The sequence below is a fragment of the Actinomyces sp. HMSC065F11 genome (genome assembly GCF_001813085.1).
Lineage (GTDB): Bacteria > Actinomycetota > Actinomycetes > Actinomycetales > Actinomycetaceae > Gleimia > Gleimia europaea.
In genome coordinates this window covers 622,625-638,518 of the sequence record NZ_KV811470.1, presented here as the reverse complement: position 1 = coordinate 638,518, position 15,894 = coordinate 622,625, and the positions used below count along the sequence as shown (strand labels likewise).

Genomic DNA, 15,894 nt, shown 5'->3' with positions numbered 1-15,894 from the left:
CTCTACTCTCCCACCGGACTATTTGGGTTCGCGTGATTCCATGCGGTGTTCAAAGCGTTTTCAAACGCGATACGCGGCTGGGCTCCCTCCATCATCAACGCCTTATCGAAAATGAATACCGGCACCGCGCCGATGCCCATCTGCACACCAATCTGGAAATCAGAAAATATCTCTCCCGCGCTATCTTGCGATTCGAGCGTGGCGAGCACGCGGTCTCCAGGAATATCGAAATCACGAGCGATTGCGATCAAAGACTCCGGATTAGACACGTCCATGCCGAGCTGGAAGCGGGCCCGCTGCAGCGCCTCATGCACCTTCAGCTCCAATGTGTCACCACCCATCGTCGTGTCGCGCTCCATGTCAATCTCACGGGCCAGACCAACCAAACGATGCGCTGACGTTGTGGGAGCGACCTTCACGCCCTCCCAATCAATATCAATGCCATCCTTGCGGGCAAGTTCCGTAAGTGAAGACAGCACCTGATCCACTTCCGCCCGGGACATTCCTTTTGTGCGCGCTAAATAATCGGGTTCTGACTCATTCAGCGTCTGATCCAGCTCCGGCTGCAATAGGTAGGCATGCAGGCGTACAGAGACTTCCTCCTTGCGCTCGAAAGTAGAAAGAGCCTGCCGCAAATGCCGCACCCCTAGGTAACACCAGGGGCATGCAATATCAGTCCAAACGTCGATGTGCATACACAAAACCCTTTCTATAGATTCAGGGCTACCCTCCTGCCTTATTGCACCGGTTACTGCCGCAAAAGCACCGCGTGAGACAGCAGAAAGAAAACGCCTGTCAAGCACCACCAATAATACCCGGGCAGACCATGCCCGCGAGATACAAGTGGGCTCCCCGAAAGCCGGGCGCTGCACGAACCTAACTTTCGGGGAGCGTTAGCATTTGAGGCTAGTCTTCTACCAGCACAATCCGAAGATTGCGAGGGCCGTGCACGCCATCTACACGCACGAGCTCAATATCTGAAGTCGCCGAGGGGCCAGCAATCCACGTGGTTGGGCGCGTTGGATTCTTGGCCAGCACAGCCACAGCCTCGGGTAGCGTGGCCTTAATCGCATCACTGCGAAGCACGATCACGTGCGTATCCGGCACGAGGGTGATAGCGCGGCGCCCCTGATCTGCGGTGCCATCCAAAATAATGGTTCCCGAGTTAGCCACCGCCACTCGGGAGGCAGTTACAACCGCATCGGTCTTATCCAGTTCCTCATTTGTGAGGGCCGGATCATCCACCTTCACTTCACGACCATCTCGGCCAGCTGCTTCCACCCATTCCTCAGGCAGACCGACAGGAACCACAACGCTGTGCGTATCAGCCAAGAACTGCTCAATCGCGTCCTCAATGCCATCTTCGTTTACACGCTTAACCTGCGCCGTGTAATCGACGAGGGCATCAACCATCTCATCAACCACCTCAGAACGCGGGGCGTCACTACCGAAACGGTAATCGCGCGGGATTTGCGGAGCATCAATGCTACCTGCGGCGCGGATACGCCTAAAGATTTCACTTTTTGCGCTCACTTGCCTTCTCCTTCATTCTTGCCTTCGGCTTCCCACCAGTCTCTAAATGACTGTGCTGGTGGTGCGGGCACGTCACGGGTACGAGTCCAATCCTTCACCACCGGGAACGGCAGGAAGCCAATCTTGCGATCAGGTCCGGCTACAACGCGACCAGCGTTAGCGGCCTTTCCGCCCATCTCCATGCCCTTACCAGAAGACATGACCTTCGAGCTCACCTTCATAGCCACATCCCACTTGTCAGGTATGCCGCCCCGATTAGCTTCGGTGTACTTGTGGCGCAAATGCACCAAAATGTCTGGAATGTTGATCTTCACGGGGCACACATCGAAGCATGCGCCGCACAATGATGATGCAAATGGCAAAGATGCAGCCGGATCCCTGCGGTCCTTCGCATTGAGCAGCTGCGGCGTCAAGATCGCACCAATCGGACCTGGATATACCGAGTTGTAAGCATGTCCACCAGCGACGCGGTACACGGGGCAAATATTCATGCACGCCGCGCAACGAATGCATTTGAGGGCTTCACGACCAACCTCGTCTTGAAGCACATTAGTGCGGCCGTTATCCATCAAGATAATGTGGAATTCCTGCGGGCCATCGCCTTCGGTTACACCGGTCCAGAATGAGGTGTACGGATTCATTCGCTCACCGGTAGCCGAACGCGGAAGCAACTGGGAGATCACCTCAATGTCTTGGTAGGTGGGAACCAGCTTCTCAATACCCATAACTGTCACCAGTGTCTCCGGCAGGGTGAGGCACATGCGGCCGTTGCCTTCGGATTCGTAGATTGCAACCGTGCCGGTCTCCGCAACACCAAGATTCGCACCGGAGATAGCGACCTTAGCCGAAAGGAACTTCTTACGCAGATGCGCACGAGCAGCCATTGCGAGCACACGCGGCTCATGTGTCAGACTGTCTGGCACGTCCTCCATCCGCTTTTCGAAGATAGCCTTCACTTCAGCACGGTTGCGGTGAATAGCAGGCACGACAACGTGAGACGGCATGTCTTCAGACAGCTGCACGATCATTTCTGCCAGGTCCGTCTCCCACGCCTGAATACCTCTTTCGCCCAGGTACTCATTCAGGTTGATCTCCTGAGTTGCCATGGACTTCACCTTGACAACCTCATCAACCTGCTTCGACTTAACGATCTCGTACACAATCCGATTCGCTTCAGCAGCGTCACGGGCCCAGTGCACGATACCTCCGCGGGCCGTTACGTTCTTTTCAAACTCTTCGAGCAGATCCGTCCAGTTTGCCGCCACGTTGCGTTTGATATTCGAGGCCGACTCACGCAAGTCCTCCCAATCAGGCATCTCCGAAACGCGCACATTTCGCTTGGCGCGGATCTTTCCAGTTGCGTAACCAAGATTGCGACGCATTTGCGTATTGCGTAGCGTCTCTTTTGAGCCGTCAGTAAAGCTCTTCCCCCAACGCAACGGATCCTGCGGTAGCGGGTGTCCCGGTACCCAACCCAGCTCCTGCTCTTCAACATCATTCTTAGACCATTCAGCCGGGTTCAGACCCAACTTCGACCCAAGCTGTTCAATCTTGTCAAACATTTAGGCACCTACCTTCGTGTTCGTCGCGGGAGCAATCCACGGATCCTCCTGGCTCCCGGCCAGGACCTCCGCAAGATGCATAGCGCGAATACCTGAACGGGTTCGAGAAAGCCCGCCGGCGATATTCATCAAGCAGGAGTAGTCTCCGGCAACAAGAATCTCTGCGCCGGTGGATTTTATGTTGCTCATCTTGTCAGCGAGCATCGCGGACGAAACCTCCGGGCTCTTGACCGAGAAAGTTCCACCGAAGCCACAGCAGACATCGGCTTCCGGTAGCGGAATGTACTCAATACCTTCAACCGCTTTGAGCAGCTGGAGCGGGCGATCCCCCACCCTTGTAATCCGCAGCGAGTGGCACGTTGAATGATAGGTGACGCGGTGCGGGAAATACGCGCCGACATCAGTGGTGCCAAGCACGTCTACGAGGAACTCAGTCAAGTCATACGTGCGCTCAGCAATCTGTTCAGCCTTGCGCGCCAAACCTTCATGGCCCAGCTCGCGCGCCACCATTGCCTGCTGGTGACGAATGGAACCAGTGCAAGACGAAGATGGAACAACTATCGCATCCCACGTCCCGTCAAGAACGGGCGTAAACGTGCGAACGTGGTTTTCAATAAGAGGCAACGCCTCCGGGTAGTAGCCCGTATTGATATGCATTTGTCCACAGCACGCCTGGTTCTTTGGGAAGACCACCTGATGCCCAAGACGCCTGAGCAAATGAACTGTTGCCTGCGCGGCCTGCGGGAACATCGCGTCATTGATGCAGGTTGCGAAGATCGCGACTTTCATTAAGGATTCCTTTCTTTAACTTGCGATAAGGAATCCGAGGATTCCATTGGAAGCGAGAACGTTAGTGAGTCGTAGGTAGCGAAAAGCTCCTAGCGCAACAAAGAAAAAGATAAGTGGGAGGAGGCTGACCAGGGCAGTCATCGTTAGTGACCCACCGATCGCAGTTATAGATGGGATGAAAGCTTGCGTCAGCGGCATGAGCATGTAGCAAAACCTCGTTGTTGATCAAAGTTGCATCTCAACTTATCTGACTTCGGCGTTTTCTCAGAAACCGCCTCGTAGAACCGGCCACAATGCGCTATATGTCAATGAAAGCAGCATTAGTTACCAGCGCAGCCGTGGGGCGATTTTCAAACCGGTGGCGTTCCCAAATGCCGGTTTGCACTAACGCCGCCCTATCTGACCTGCTCATACGCTTACTTTTACCGGTGTTGCCGAGGAGCGCGAACACGCTACTTGAGTCGGATAGCACGACTCTAGCTCTTGCTAGTTAATACCCCTCGGGGTATGTTCTTCTTGAACATAACTCTTGACCATTTCTACAAAACCAGAGGAGATAACATGTGCCGTCCAGTTGAATGCAAGGTCTGCCACAAGACCACGTGGGCTGGTTGTGGCCAGCACGTTGCGCAGGTCAAAGCTTCGGTGCCCGCTGGCCAGTGGTGCAATGGCAAGCACAGCGCTGAAGAAATTGCCGCGGCAAAATCCAACCGCCGCGGCTTCTTCTCCCGCCTTTTCAGGTAAAGACTTCACGCAAGGCTCCCTGAGCAACGCTTCAATTTTGAAGCGTGCCCGCACACTGTGCCACAAACACCATTGGTTTGAACTGACATAGGGAGCAGAAAAGGTCGGGCAATCATTCGCAGTGAATGATTACCCGACCTTAATCTAGGTTGAAGAGGATCAGCCCTTCGTGCGGCGTACTCTCACCATCGCGGTGCCCGCTGCTGCAAGAGCTAGGACGGTTAACGCGAGTGAAATGGTAGCCGTTCCAGTGCTAGCTAGCGACTTGCCACCATTTGCCTTGTTAGCCGAATCCTTCTCATTCTTCGGCTTTAGCACCGAACCGGATTCACCCGGCTCGCTTGGAGCAGTTGCAGCGTCCAATGCGGCCTGAGCTTTGCGGATAGCTTCCTTCGCTTCCTTCACCTTGGCTAGAGCGTCCTCGTAGGCCTGCGCTGGAGCAACCAGCTCGTCACGAGCCGCCTCTGCCGCTTCCAAAGCCTCGGTTGCGGCCTGCAGAGCTTCTTCAGCGTCTTTAACCGCCTGAGCTGCAGCCTCTGCGGCTCCTTCAGCTTCCGCCAACGCCGTCTTCGCGTCAGCTGCAGCCTCTGCAGCCTCATCCGCCTTCTTCTGCGCAGCCTCAGCCTTCTCCCTCAAATCATTGAGTTCGGTGGTTGCGGCAGCCAGTGCGGCTTGAGCGTCTTCAAGAGCGGACTGAGCAGCCTCGATAACGTTATTGGCCTTCTCAGCTTCTTCCTCCGCAGCAGTCACGGCGGCGTCCTTTTCGGCCTTATCAGCCTGGGCAGCCTCCAGGGCCTTCTGCGCGTCATCGCTCTTTTGCGAAGCCACTTCAGCGGCCTGCTTTGCCGCTTCTGCCTGCGCCGCCAGCTCGTTGAGCGTCTTGTTTGCAGCGTCCAGGTTCTCCTGGGCTTGGTCACGCTGCGCTTTAGCGGTCGCACAAGCTTCATTAGCCGCAGCCTTGGCCTCCTCAAGAGCCTTCTGCGCCTTCTCGACATTTGCAGTAGCCGCATTCAGCGCGTTCTGCGCATCCTGAAGTTCCTTCTTGCCGTTCTCGAGATACTTCTCATACTCACTGATCAGCGCACTGTACTCCGCAGTGGTGTAAGAAGGGGCGTTTGGGTCGACGGGCCCAAACCCGTTAGTTTTGGCGTCAAATACCTGACCAAAAGTGGGACCGTACCTGTTTCCACTCTTATTCACGACTGCGAAACCGGTGAGGTCATTAGACCCCTTTAGCAGGTTTTCGTAATGTCCGGTACCTGCCTTAGTACCCTTAGGTTCACGATCAAAAAGTTCTTTTTCATTGTTATACCAGAGCTTGTAGGGATCAACGTACCCCCATGCCAGATTTTCGGTCCAAACAACATGTGTCCTGTGCTCGTTAATCACGCTCGACGCATTTGTCTGAAGCTGTGATCCCGCCATTAATACCGAATTGATCTTCAAGGCTGCAAGGTCCGGAAAATTGTTATCGCTTTGACGCAATTTGTTACCCCGGTCGATATATCCAAGCGCATGCTTCAGATTCTTCAGAGTTGTTGCATCACCATCCTTGTTCAGCTCAGTTGGAGCAAAGAAGGGACCGTACTTATCAACTTTCGCGCTGAGGTCGTTCGAACGCCCCCTTGCGTCCGTGTACTTGCCGGTGGTTAGGAGTTCAAAGGCGCGCGTCGCATCCGGGTCATTCTTTTCGACTCCAAGCCAGCGGAAGAATCCCGCAGTTCCCTGCTGCTCATCCTTGAGTACCTGCTCAGCATTCTTCTTTGCAGTGTCAACGGCTTTCTGCTTCTCATCTTGCTGGCTACGCGCCTCGTCGAGTTTTTGCTGCGCTGCCTTAACTGCAGGATCGTTTTCAACAGGAGAGCACACCTCATCCAGCTTGCGCTTAGCTGTCTCGAGGGCGTCCTTGGCTTGATCTGCAGCCTGCTGCGCATCATCGCGCTGCTTCTCTGCCTCCTGTTGCTTAGCGGCAGCTTCATCAGCAACCGTCTTAGCGCCATCGGCCTTGGTCTGAGCATCATCAACAGTCACCTGAGCCGCTGCGGCGTCCTTCTTAGCATTATCAGCCTTAGCCTTAGCATCCTCCGCGTTCTTCTTTGCGGAATCCAAAGCCTCCTGCTTGGCATCAACATCTGACTTCAACGCCGCAATTTCTTCATCGTTCGCCCGCTCGGCGAGGGCATCGTCGTACGCCTTTTTCGCGGCGTCACTCTCAGAAGCAGCTTTTTCTGCCGCGGCAGTTTTGCTATCGAGATCTTTTTGAGCCGCTTCTTGCTTCTCAGTAGCCTCGTCAAGCTTGCTCTTGGCATCTTCCAAAGCTTCCTCAGCGGCCTGAACGGCAGCCTGCGCGGCGTCAACATCCTGCTGCGCCGCCGCGAGTTTAGCCGGAGCCTCCGCATCTTGCGCCGCAAGCTCTTCTTCTGCTTGCTTAAGCGCCTCCTGCGCCTGGGCTAACTCATTTTCCAGCTGAACCACTTCAGTGGTCTTCGCATCCGTATTAGGCGCAGACTCTGCTGGAGCAGCCACAGCAATACCGCCAAATGTCAAACCGCCGATCAACATGCCGGAAGTAACGGCAACTGCAAGGCGCTTGGTCATCTTCACTGTTCTTCCCCTTCGGAAATATCTGCAACAACACCGTGCTGCAGGGCAACTTAATGCACACAACCTTGTGTTATGGGACATCGTCCTTGCAGGAACCCTGCACGCAAGGCATCTCAAGAACTTTCCATCATGCTAGCAGAGGTAGATACAGCAATATGTGTCCCGGCACAAATTGAGACACGCCGCATTAGAACCGTCTCAAACGCTCCCGAAATTCCAGGTTGCACGCGATAACGACCGCGCCGGCGTATACAAAAGTGAGGCAACCTTTCGGCTACCTCACTATCTGTGCGCGAAGCGGGACTTGAACCCGCACTCCCGAATAAGTGGGAACTAGCACCTCAAGCTAGCGCGTCTACCAATTCCGCCACCCGCGCATCGGGGCTCTTTAGAGCAACGAGGAAAACTCTAGCATGACATCCACATGCGGTGTCAAATCACCTCCTTGCACGTCAAATAAGCCCTTTCACACCCCGCGCTAGCCTACTAAACAAACCCCTGCGCTTAGATAGGGTTAAGGCATGAACACCAACATCGTACTTTTTGACTTTGACGGAACGATCGTGGACTCCGCCCCGATCATCATGCAAGCAGTAGTAGACACACTGGACGAGCTCGGCCTGCCGCCACAGTCAAATGAGCAGCTACGAGCCTGGGTTGGACCTCCCCTATTTCACTCCTTCCGCGACTTCGCCAAAGTAGACCCCGCCCATATTGACGACGCCATCGCCACCTACCGCCGTTACTATCGCCAAACCATGTACGATGCCCCATTCTTTCCCGGCGTTCTAGAAGCCATTCAAGAGCTTCACAAACTTGGCTTCCCCCTGGCCATTGCAACTTCAAAAACCGAAACCATGGCAAAACCCATAGCTACCCATGCCGGACTCGACCCCTACTTCAAATACGTTGTCGGTTCCACCAACGACTCCGCCCACCAATCCAAAGCGGCAGTCATCGCAGATGCGCTAAGCCTCCTAGAAGCCGACGGCTACAGCCGCGAAGGCGCCATCATGATTGGCGATCGAATCCACGATGTTGAAGGCGCACACGCCAACAACCTCGACGTAATCGGCGTCCTATGGGGAGGCACCGACCAGCGCGAATTCGAAACAGCGACCGCAGCGGTTGTCACACCGGCAGAGCTAGTTGAAACAATCATCGAGCGAGCAAAGAAATAATCACCAAAACGAACTAGGCTGAAACCGTGAGTAAAGACGAAGACAGCGGCAAAATCAGGCGACTAGCATCCAGAGCAGGGGCAACCGCTCGCTCAATCATGTCACGTAGCACTGCCGCAAATCACACTGGAATACCGTCAGAAACACCGCGGCCCCTCTCCCAAGAGGTCCTGCCGCGACAGCACCGCAGAAACCAAATGCGCGGATCGTCGAGGGGCGTTCCCCCACGATTCTCCAAAGCCCACGCTCGTGGAAACTCAGACGACATTCCCACCTGGCTACGCAAGGCCGGCACCTCCGCGTGGATGATCCTCGGAATCCTCGTCATCGTAGCGCTCATCGTGTGGAGCCTAGCCGAAGTGGCCGCCGTCGTAGTTGCAATCTTCGTTGCACTCGTAGTCACCTCGATCCTGAACCCCATCGTCACTTGGCTCGAGCGCTTCATGCCAAGATGGCTAGGCGAAATACTGGCCCTACTGGGTAGCACAGCAGTTTTTGGTGGCCTCATCTTCTACGTCATCACATCCGTCGCCGGACAGTGGAACTCACTGAGCAAACAGTTTGGCAACGGTATCGACCAGATCATCGAGTTTGTAAGAACCGGGCCGTGGGCCGTAGACCTCACCTCCGACGAGATCTACAACTGGATCAATCAGACCATCGAACAAGCACGCAACTACATCGAAACCAACGCGGGCCAAATACTCCAAGGAGCACTTTCAAACCTTGGGTCCATAGCAATCGGATTCACGATCATGGCGCTCGCGCTGTTCGCCACAATCTTCTTCCTCTACTCCGGCAAAAGCATGTGGATCTGGTTCCTTAACCGGCTGCCCGCAAGGCACCGCGAATCCACACACAAAGCCGTAGCCGCCGGGTGGTACACGTTCTCTGGATACGCTCGCGGCATCATGATGGTTGCACTAACCAACGGCATATTCGCGTTCGTATACCTAACGATTCTAGGAATTCCACTTTCCGCACCGCTCGGAGTACTGGTATTCATCGGGTCATTCATTCCCCTCATCGGCGCACCCACCGCCATGGGCATAGCCATGATCGTGGCTCTTGCGTCTAAGGGTGTTTGGATGATGATCGCCGTAGGTATTGGCATCGCCCTCATCGGACAGTTTGAAGGCCACGTCCTCCAACCACTCATCATGGGCGCACAAGTTTCGCTCCATCCAGTGGTTGTGGGCATCGGTGTCACCGCAGGAACCCTACTCGCCGGCATCTTCGGCGCTGTACTCTCCATTCCACTAATCGCTTCGGCCTGGGCTATCTACCAACAGCTCCATGAAGAAGACCCACCCCTTGAAGGGGATCTTCCAAGCCCAAAAGAAATCGTTGAAGGACCCTCTGCAAGCTAACCGGATTTAACACCCGAGGCGCTACCTGAAATCGCGGGACCTGCCCGCCACCGGAACAGGTAGCGCCTCAAGCTTGTCCGCCACCAAAGCGGACGCGCCACCCGGCGCGCGCTCAACAACCCCACGCACCACCAGCGCGGCCGCAGTCAAACCAACTTTGCGGAACCTCTTCCAAAGCCCCGGCGCGCAAACCACATTCACATAACCTGTTTCGTCCTCCAACGACAAGAAAATCGTCCCCCTAGCCGTGTGGGGACGCTGCCGATGCGTCACCAATCCCCCAATGCGAATGCGCCGTCCTGCCTCCACGCCCGCGATTTCTCCGCACGACAACACGCCAGCTGAGTCCAGATTCTGGCGGACTAACTCCATCGGATGACAATCCACACTCACGCCACTAGCCTGATAGTCCGCAACCACTGCCTCCGCCGATGTCAGTGGTTTCAAATCTGGCATGCTTCCCCACTCCAGCGGCAACGTAGGCTGGTGAGCTTGCTGCCCCACAAACGGCGCCACCCACATGGCCTGCCTGCGCGAATCCGCAATTCTCCCAAGCGCGCCAGCCTTTGCCAGCCTCTCCACTTCCTTCGAACTGAGCGTAGCCCGCCTTGCCAATTCCTCCACCGACGCGAAGTCTCCCTGCTCGCGGGCGCTAACAATCCGATCAATGCTTGCATCAGACATGCCACTAATAGTTGCAAGACCCAGACGAATCCGTTTGCCCTCCTGGGGAGTAACCGGAAGGATCCTCCGGGCCGAATTTGCGCCCTCGAATCTCTCCACAGCGGTATCCCGCAGCGAATAGTTGACATCTGCGCGCTCCACCAACACGCCGTGCCTGCGCGCGTCTTCCACCAGCGAAGAAGTCGAATAAAAGCCCATTGGTTGCGACGAGATTATCGCAGCGTAAAACTCCTCTGGGAAATGCACCTTCATCCACGCCGACGCGTACACGATATAAGCAAACGAGAACGAGTGAGATTCGGGAAAACCAAACTCTGCGAAACCTTGGAACGAGTCAAAAATCTGATCTGCAACTTCCCCCTTAATCCCATTCTTCGCAAACCCCTCGTACAGGGCAGGGCGCAGGCGCGCCATCTTCTCAGCGCTACGCTTAGAGCCCATCGCTTTGCGCAATTGATCGGCCTCGTAAGGTTTGAACCCAGCCGCGTCTATCGCTATTTGCATGAGTTGCTCTTGAAAAATTGGAACCCCCAGCGTCTTCTCCAGCACCGGCCTAAGAAGTGGGTGCCAATAAGTAACCGGTTCGAGGCCCCGCCTGCGCCGTAGATACGGATTCACTGCCTGACCCTGGATTGGCCCCGGGCGAACCAGGGACACCTCAATCACAATGTCGTAAAAACAGCGCGGTTGCATTCGCGGGAGCGTACCCATTTGGGCGCGAGACTCAACCTGGAACACTCCAACCGTATCCGCGTTGCACAGCAGGTCATACACCAACGGGTCCTCGCTCGGCAGGTTGTACAGGTTGAAAGGTTTCCCATCAGTTCCCACGCGTCCTGCATCGCGAAGTGAATCAAACATTTTCCTCAGCGCCGTGAGCATCCCCAGACCGAGTAGATCAAACTTCACGAGCCCAGCTTCCCCGCAGTCATCCTTATCCCACTGGAGCACGGTTCGCCCCTCTTTATTGGCCCAGGCCACGGGACAGATTCTTGAAACCGGCTCACGAGTAAGCACCATCCCTCCGGGATGAATACCCATATGACGGGGTAGCTTTGACATCTGCGTCGCAATACCTACCACCTTTGGGTTCGGCTTAACCCCCTCTAAGTTCTTCGCCCAAACAGTTGCCACCTCACCCGGATACCCAAACGCTTTTGCCGCATCTCGAAGCGCTGAACGAGGCTTATAAGAGATCACATTCGCCACTTGAGCTGCATACCGACGCCCGTAGCGCTCATAAATATGTTGGATCACCACCTCGCGCCTACCCGCCTCAATATCGATATCAATATCGGGAGGCCCACTACGTCCCTCTGATAAGAATCGCTCGAACAACATCTTGTGCTTAACCGCATCCACCGCCGTAATGCCGAGTGCAAAACAGACAGCCGAATTAGCTGCCGAACCGCGACCTTGGCACAAAATATTTTCAGCTTCACAAAAATCTACGATCTCTTTAACTATCAAGAAATAGCCTGAAAACCCCAGTTTTGTGATCAACAACAGTTCGGAATCAATCTTCTGCCACGCCTGCGGGTTGCGTGCCCTACTGCCGTATCTTTGTTTCGCGCCTTCATACGTTAGGTGACGCAACCAGCTGTCATCATCAAACCCGTCGCGAACGTTTGCGCGGGGCAGGTGCGGAGCAACTAGCCGCAGATCAAACGCAAGCTCTTGCGCTAGCTCGGCCGCATTCTCTACCGCCTGCGGATAGTACCTGTGAATTCGTAGCATGTCGCTAGCTGAACGAAGAACCGGGGGGAAAGCCTCCAGGTAAGGTTGCGCCTGCTCTAACGTGGCTCCAAGGCGTATCGAGCGCAACACGTGAGCGAGTTTCAAAGAACTAACGTCCGCGACTCGCGCTCCTGTTGTTGCCACCAACCGCAGTCCCATGCGCTCAGCAATACGCGCCAGATAATGAGCTTCGCGTTCTTCTTCATCCGGAGTTGAAAGAGCTGACTCTATGACCACGTTCCCAAATAAATCACGAAGTTTACCTGCCAGCTTGACCGCTTCATCTATGCCGCGACTGTTCAAAGCTTGGCGGATTGGGCCTCGCGCAGTTCCTGTAAGGATTGTCCAGTTTCCCGAAGAAAACTTTGCGAGCTCATCAAGAGTTAAAACCGTGTCCGTTCGTCCTGTTTTGGACAGTTGGAACGCCGATAGAGCGTCACAAAGCTCGTGATAGCCCTGCACATTTTTAACGAGGATTGGCAGATGATAGCCGCCCGCAATCCTTATTTCTGTGCCCTGTACGCTCGCGATCCTGTTTTCTCTGGCGGCAACACTAGTTTGCACTGCTGAGAACATGCCGTCATAGTCAAGGATTCCAATGGCATCCAAACCCAGTTGCGCTGCACGCTCAACCATCACTTCAGGCAGATTTGCCCCGTGAAGGAAAGAAAATGCGCTATGCGCGTGAAGTTCTGCGTAGGATGCCACCCACCAATTATATCGAACAAACGTTCGGTACTTGCACCTTGCCCTCGCCTAATGATCAGAAGAGAGGCGACCCCTAGACTCTTCCAAATAGCAGTTTCCACACAACGACTCATAGGTGACCGCCACCCCATCAATCGCTACCTGGTCTCCGTCAAAAACGAATCGATCATCCACTTTACGGCCGTTAAATACCGCTTTTTTACCACAGCGACAAATAGTTTTAAGCTCTTCAACCGAGTGCGCGATCTCCAACAAACGCCGAGCCCCTGGGAATGCAATGGTTTGAAAATCAGTTCGAATGCCGTACGCAAGCACCGGGACGTTATCTAACACCGCGATACGGAACATATCGTCAACCTGTTTTGGCGTGAAAAACTGAGCTTCATCAACAAGTAGCGCCGACACGGGCTTGGCTGCCAGATTCTGCACCAAAGCGTTAGGGTCAACCCCTGAAGCTACATTCAAGAAAACGTCGCGCAGATTCTCATCTTTCCCAACCAGCATGTCCACTTCGCGGGTAACCCCTAGCCGAGAAACGATCTGCGCATCCCCCTTGGTGTCTACTGACGGCTTAGCAAGCACTACTCTTTGCCCACGCTCTTCATAGTTATAGGCGGCCTGTAGCAACGCGGTTGACTTACCGGAGTTCATCGCCCCGTACCTGAAATAAAGCTTAGCCACAGCACGCACCTTCCTCTTTCCTCTACTGAACTAATACCACAATGCAGCGAGCATCCACTCACCCGAGACCCATTTAATAAGCACCCGCGGCGCCCCCAGGGGCACCGCCACGAGCCACGCCCTAGGCGCAAACGCCTCGTCCTGCCCGTCCCACCACCTGCCAAGGATGGGCCACGGGCCGCGCACGCTAGAGAGAACAACCTCCTTAGCCGCGCACAACCCAACATCTAATTCCGCCACTTCCTCAGCATTAACAACCATGCTTCGAGGCGTAGCGTTCAGCGTTCCATCCGACCGCAGCTTGACCTCTCTTCCACCTTCATCAAACAGGCGCGCAGGCAGAGGTTTTTCAAGCACTGTCGCGGGAGATTCTTCTTTTAAGCCTCCAACCCACGCATCTTGGAACGAAGCGTGATTTTGCCATTTTTGAGGCACACTCCACTGCTCCCACGCAGCTGTTTCCGGGGCGGCACCCCACTCGGTTTGCACCACCCTGCTCAGAGGGTCAAATCCTGGTCGCACTCGCGGTTGTAGCACCCCGTCCAAGCCAACTAACGCTTGAAGCCTGAACGCAACCGTACCGGCGCAAACATCTCCCTCACTACGGTCTGACCATAACTGCTTCGCAAGGCTATCTATTGAAACCAAATCACGGGCGGTCAAAACAATTTTTTCAACCCCAAATCGTTCTTGCGAATACTCGCCCTCCATTGACGCCCCCGATCTAGCCAGCTCATCAATCCAAGATTGAATTTGCCAACGAGTTCGATCAACCAAATCACGGGGCGCCGGAAAATCTATTATCGCCCAACGCCTAGACCTCTCGACTCTTCCCATAGCCCCAAGAATGGTTGCAGTTATATCCACCTCGTTTGTAGCCATCTGCTTCGCTACCAGCTTTTCAACAAGACTTCCGGATTGTTCCAACAAATACCCCAAAGCCACCCCTAAATCTGCCACCGGGGTCGGAAACACAACGGTTTGTTCGACAAAATCTTCGGGTGCACGCTCAGCTTTATGAAGCGCGTCAACCTGCCACAGCAACCTGTACAGACTCTGTCCGACCTCGCCAAAACGAGCCAGAACATGCCCAGCGCCAAGGGCTTGTAAATCGCCAACCGTCCTAGCCCCCAGAGCAGCAAGAGAATCCAACACTTGATCCAGATCGCTTTCCTTTTGGGACATAAGTGGCTTTAAGTGCCTTAGCGACAAATCGCTCACGCGAGATTCATCAGGATCTACAACGCCATGCAGAGCCCCCACCCAGGCCTGCAACAGCCCTTCACCAATCCCCACATAGCATTCACTTCCTGTCTGCTCCGCGATCACGTCAACCACTCGTTCACACAGCGCCTCCTCACCACCAAAAGTGCGCGACGCAGAAGCGGGAATCCAAGCTATTCCGGGCTTCACCATGCAAACGGTTGCCGACACCTCTCCCAAAGCATCAAGCACGACGTTGAATGCCCGTAGCGAACGTCCCGGATCACTTGGCATAACTAAAAGCCCGTCACACAGGTGCTCTGCAAGGGCTCTTCGCATCCCCGCCGCTACGCCCATCGCACGAGCTTCGCGAGTCACGTGAGTTATCCTCCCCGCGGCAGACACCAAAGCAGCCGGCGCCCCCGGAGGGCAATCAATTGCCAGCGCACCCGTTTCCCAATCTGGGAAAAACACCACAGCTAAACGAGTCATACTGCCCTCCTGATCAAACCGAGAGAACCATCGACCTCACTATTTCGCGGCTGCACGTACCAGGGTTTAGAAACCGAAAGCCAGGGCACGGTAGTCAAAACAGACGACCTTCTTGACCTAGCGCGCCCAGCAAGTGCTCTTTGATTTTGGGCTGACAACGGAAGCGGCCCTGCAACCACCAGGTCAACCCCGTCGATCAGAGCCGCCAAAACTTTAAGAGGCTTCTCTTTTGCCCGAGGAACAAAAATAACCTTTTCGAGCGGAACCCCCTTCTCTAAGGCCGCGCACCAACCAACGTTTTTTACACCAACAATGCCTATCCACTGATCGCCCTTACGAAGGCTTAGCACCGCTTCAAACAACGCCTCATTTCCACCACGCACATGCCACACGTTGCCCGCGCGCAAAGACGCAGGCGAAACACCGACCGCCGTTTCCGCCTTAACAAGACTCAATCGCGCTTTTTCTAAACGCTGCTTCCGCTCAAGTGTTTGAGCCACCACCGTCTGCTCGCTTCCTCCCCCAAGAGTTTTCGAACATCTGTTCGATAGTGTGTTGCAGGGGTGGGACAAGAAAAGTGGAGATATTCCATTTCAATTTCAACAA

At 54.9% G+C, this 15,894-nt stretch carries 12 protein-coding genes and 1 tRNA gene; 2 read left to right on the top strand and 11 right to left on the bottom strand.

The window, feature by feature from the left end; translation table 11 throughout:
- Nucleotides 1–2 precede the first annotated feature (2 nt).
- From HMPREF2891_RS05345 to HMPREF2891_RS05310, 7 genes are all read right to left on the bottom strand, one after another.
- Nucleotides 3–695 carry a DsbA family oxidoreductase gene (locus HMPREF2891_RS05345; RefSeq protein ID WP_070664174.1) on the bottom strand — a complete coding sequence of 231 codons (693 nt, stop codon included), beginning with the start codon at nucleotides 693–695 and terminating at the stop codon, nucleotides 3–5.
- 211 nt (nucleotides 696–906) lie between these two features.
- Nucleotides 907–1,533 (bottom strand): LutC/YkgG family protein, encoded by a 627-nt coding sequence (locus HMPREF2891_RS05340; protein ID WP_070664172.1) that lies wholly within the window; start codon nucleotides 1,531–1,533, stop codon nucleotides 907–909.
- Nucleotides 1,530–3,095: a LutB/LldF family L-lactate oxidation iron-sulfur protein gene (locus HMPREF2891_RS05335; protein ID WP_070664170.1), complete on the bottom strand. Its 1,566-nt coding sequence runs from the start codon at nucleotides 3,093–3,095 to the stop codon at nucleotides 1,530–1,532. The genes HMPREF2891_RS05340 and HMPREF2891_RS05335 overlap by 4 nt, the downstream gene beginning before the upstream one ends.
- Complete coding sequence (locus HMPREF2891_RS05330; protein ID WP_070664168.1) at nucleotides 3,096–3,884, bottom strand: (Fe-S)-binding protein; 789 nt, start codon at nucleotides 3,882–3,884, stop codon at nucleotides 3,096–3,098.
- A gap of 486 nt (nucleotides 3,885–4,370) precedes the next feature.
- Nucleotides 4,371–4,637, bottom strand: a complete 267-nt coding sequence (locus tag HMPREF2891_RS09915; RefSeq protein ID WP_070664161.1) for a hypothetical protein — start codon at nucleotides 4,635–4,637, stop codon at nucleotides 4,371–4,373.
- Between the two features lie 150 nt (nucleotides 4,638–4,787).
- The gene (locus tag HMPREF2891_RS05315; RefSeq protein ID WP_070664159.1) at nucleotides 4,788–7,232 is read right to left on the bottom strand and encodes a hypothetical protein; all 2,445 of its coding nucleotides are present in this window, start codon (nucleotides 7,230–7,232) and stop codon (nucleotides 4,788–4,790) included.
- 289 nt (nucleotides 7,233–7,521) lie between these two features.
- A tRNA-Leu gene (locus HMPREF2891_RS05310) sits at nucleotides 7,522–7,609 on the bottom strand.
- A 144-nt stretch (nucleotides 7,610–7,753) separates the two neighbouring features.
- Here HMPREF2891_RS05310 and HMPREF2891_RS05305 point away from each other — a divergent pair.
- Together HMPREF2891_RS05305 and HMPREF2891_RS05300 are read left to right on the top strand one after the other, a co-directional pair.
- Nucleotides 7,754–8,413: an HAD hydrolase-like protein gene (locus tag HMPREF2891_RS05305; RefSeq protein WP_070664157.1), complete on the top strand. Its 660-nt coding sequence runs from the start codon at nucleotides 7,754–7,756 to the stop codon at nucleotides 8,411–8,413.
- A gap of 197 nt (nucleotides 8,414–8,610) precedes the next feature.
- Nucleotides 8,611–9,783, top strand: coding sequence for an AI-2E family transporter (locus tag HMPREF2891_RS05300; protein ID WP_261666842.1), 1,173 nt, complete (start codon nucleotides 8,611–8,613; stop codon nucleotides 9,781–9,783).
- Between the two features lie 21 nt (nucleotides 9,784–9,804).
- On the opposite strand, the gene HMPREF2891_RS05295 is transcribed toward HMPREF2891_RS05300, so the two are convergent.
- The 4 genes from HMPREF2891_RS05295 to HMPREF2891_RS05280 are packed head-to-tail and all read right to left on the bottom strand — an operon-like array spanning nucleotide 9,805 to nucleotide 15,743.
- Nucleotides 9,805–12,912 (bottom strand): error-prone DNA polymerase, encoded by a 3,108-nt coding sequence (locus HMPREF2891_RS05295; RefSeq protein ID WP_070664152.1) that lies wholly within the window; start codon nucleotides 12,910–12,912, stop codon nucleotides 9,805–9,807.
- Between the two features lie 48 nt (nucleotides 12,913–12,960).
- Nucleotides 12,961–13,593 (bottom strand): thymidine kinase, encoded by a 633-nt coding sequence (locus HMPREF2891_RS05290; protein ID WP_070664286.1) that lies wholly within the window; start codon nucleotides 13,591–13,593, stop codon nucleotides 12,961–12,963.
- Nucleotides 13,594–13,623: 30 nt separating this feature from the next.
- Nucleotides 13,624–15,288 carry a Y-family DNA polymerase gene (locus HMPREF2891_RS05285; RefSeq protein ID WP_070664151.1) on the bottom strand — a complete coding sequence of 555 codons (1,665 nt, stop codon included), beginning with the start codon at nucleotides 15,286–15,288 and terminating at the stop codon, nucleotides 13,624–13,626.
- Nucleotides 15,285–15,743, bottom strand: a complete 459-nt coding sequence (locus HMPREF2891_RS05280; protein ID WP_148131712.1) for a hypothetical protein — start codon at nucleotides 15,741–15,743, stop codon at nucleotides 15,285–15,287. The genes HMPREF2891_RS05285 and HMPREF2891_RS05280 overlap by 4 nt, the downstream gene beginning before the upstream one ends.
- Between the last annotated feature and the right edge of the window lie 151 nt (nucleotides 15,744–15,894).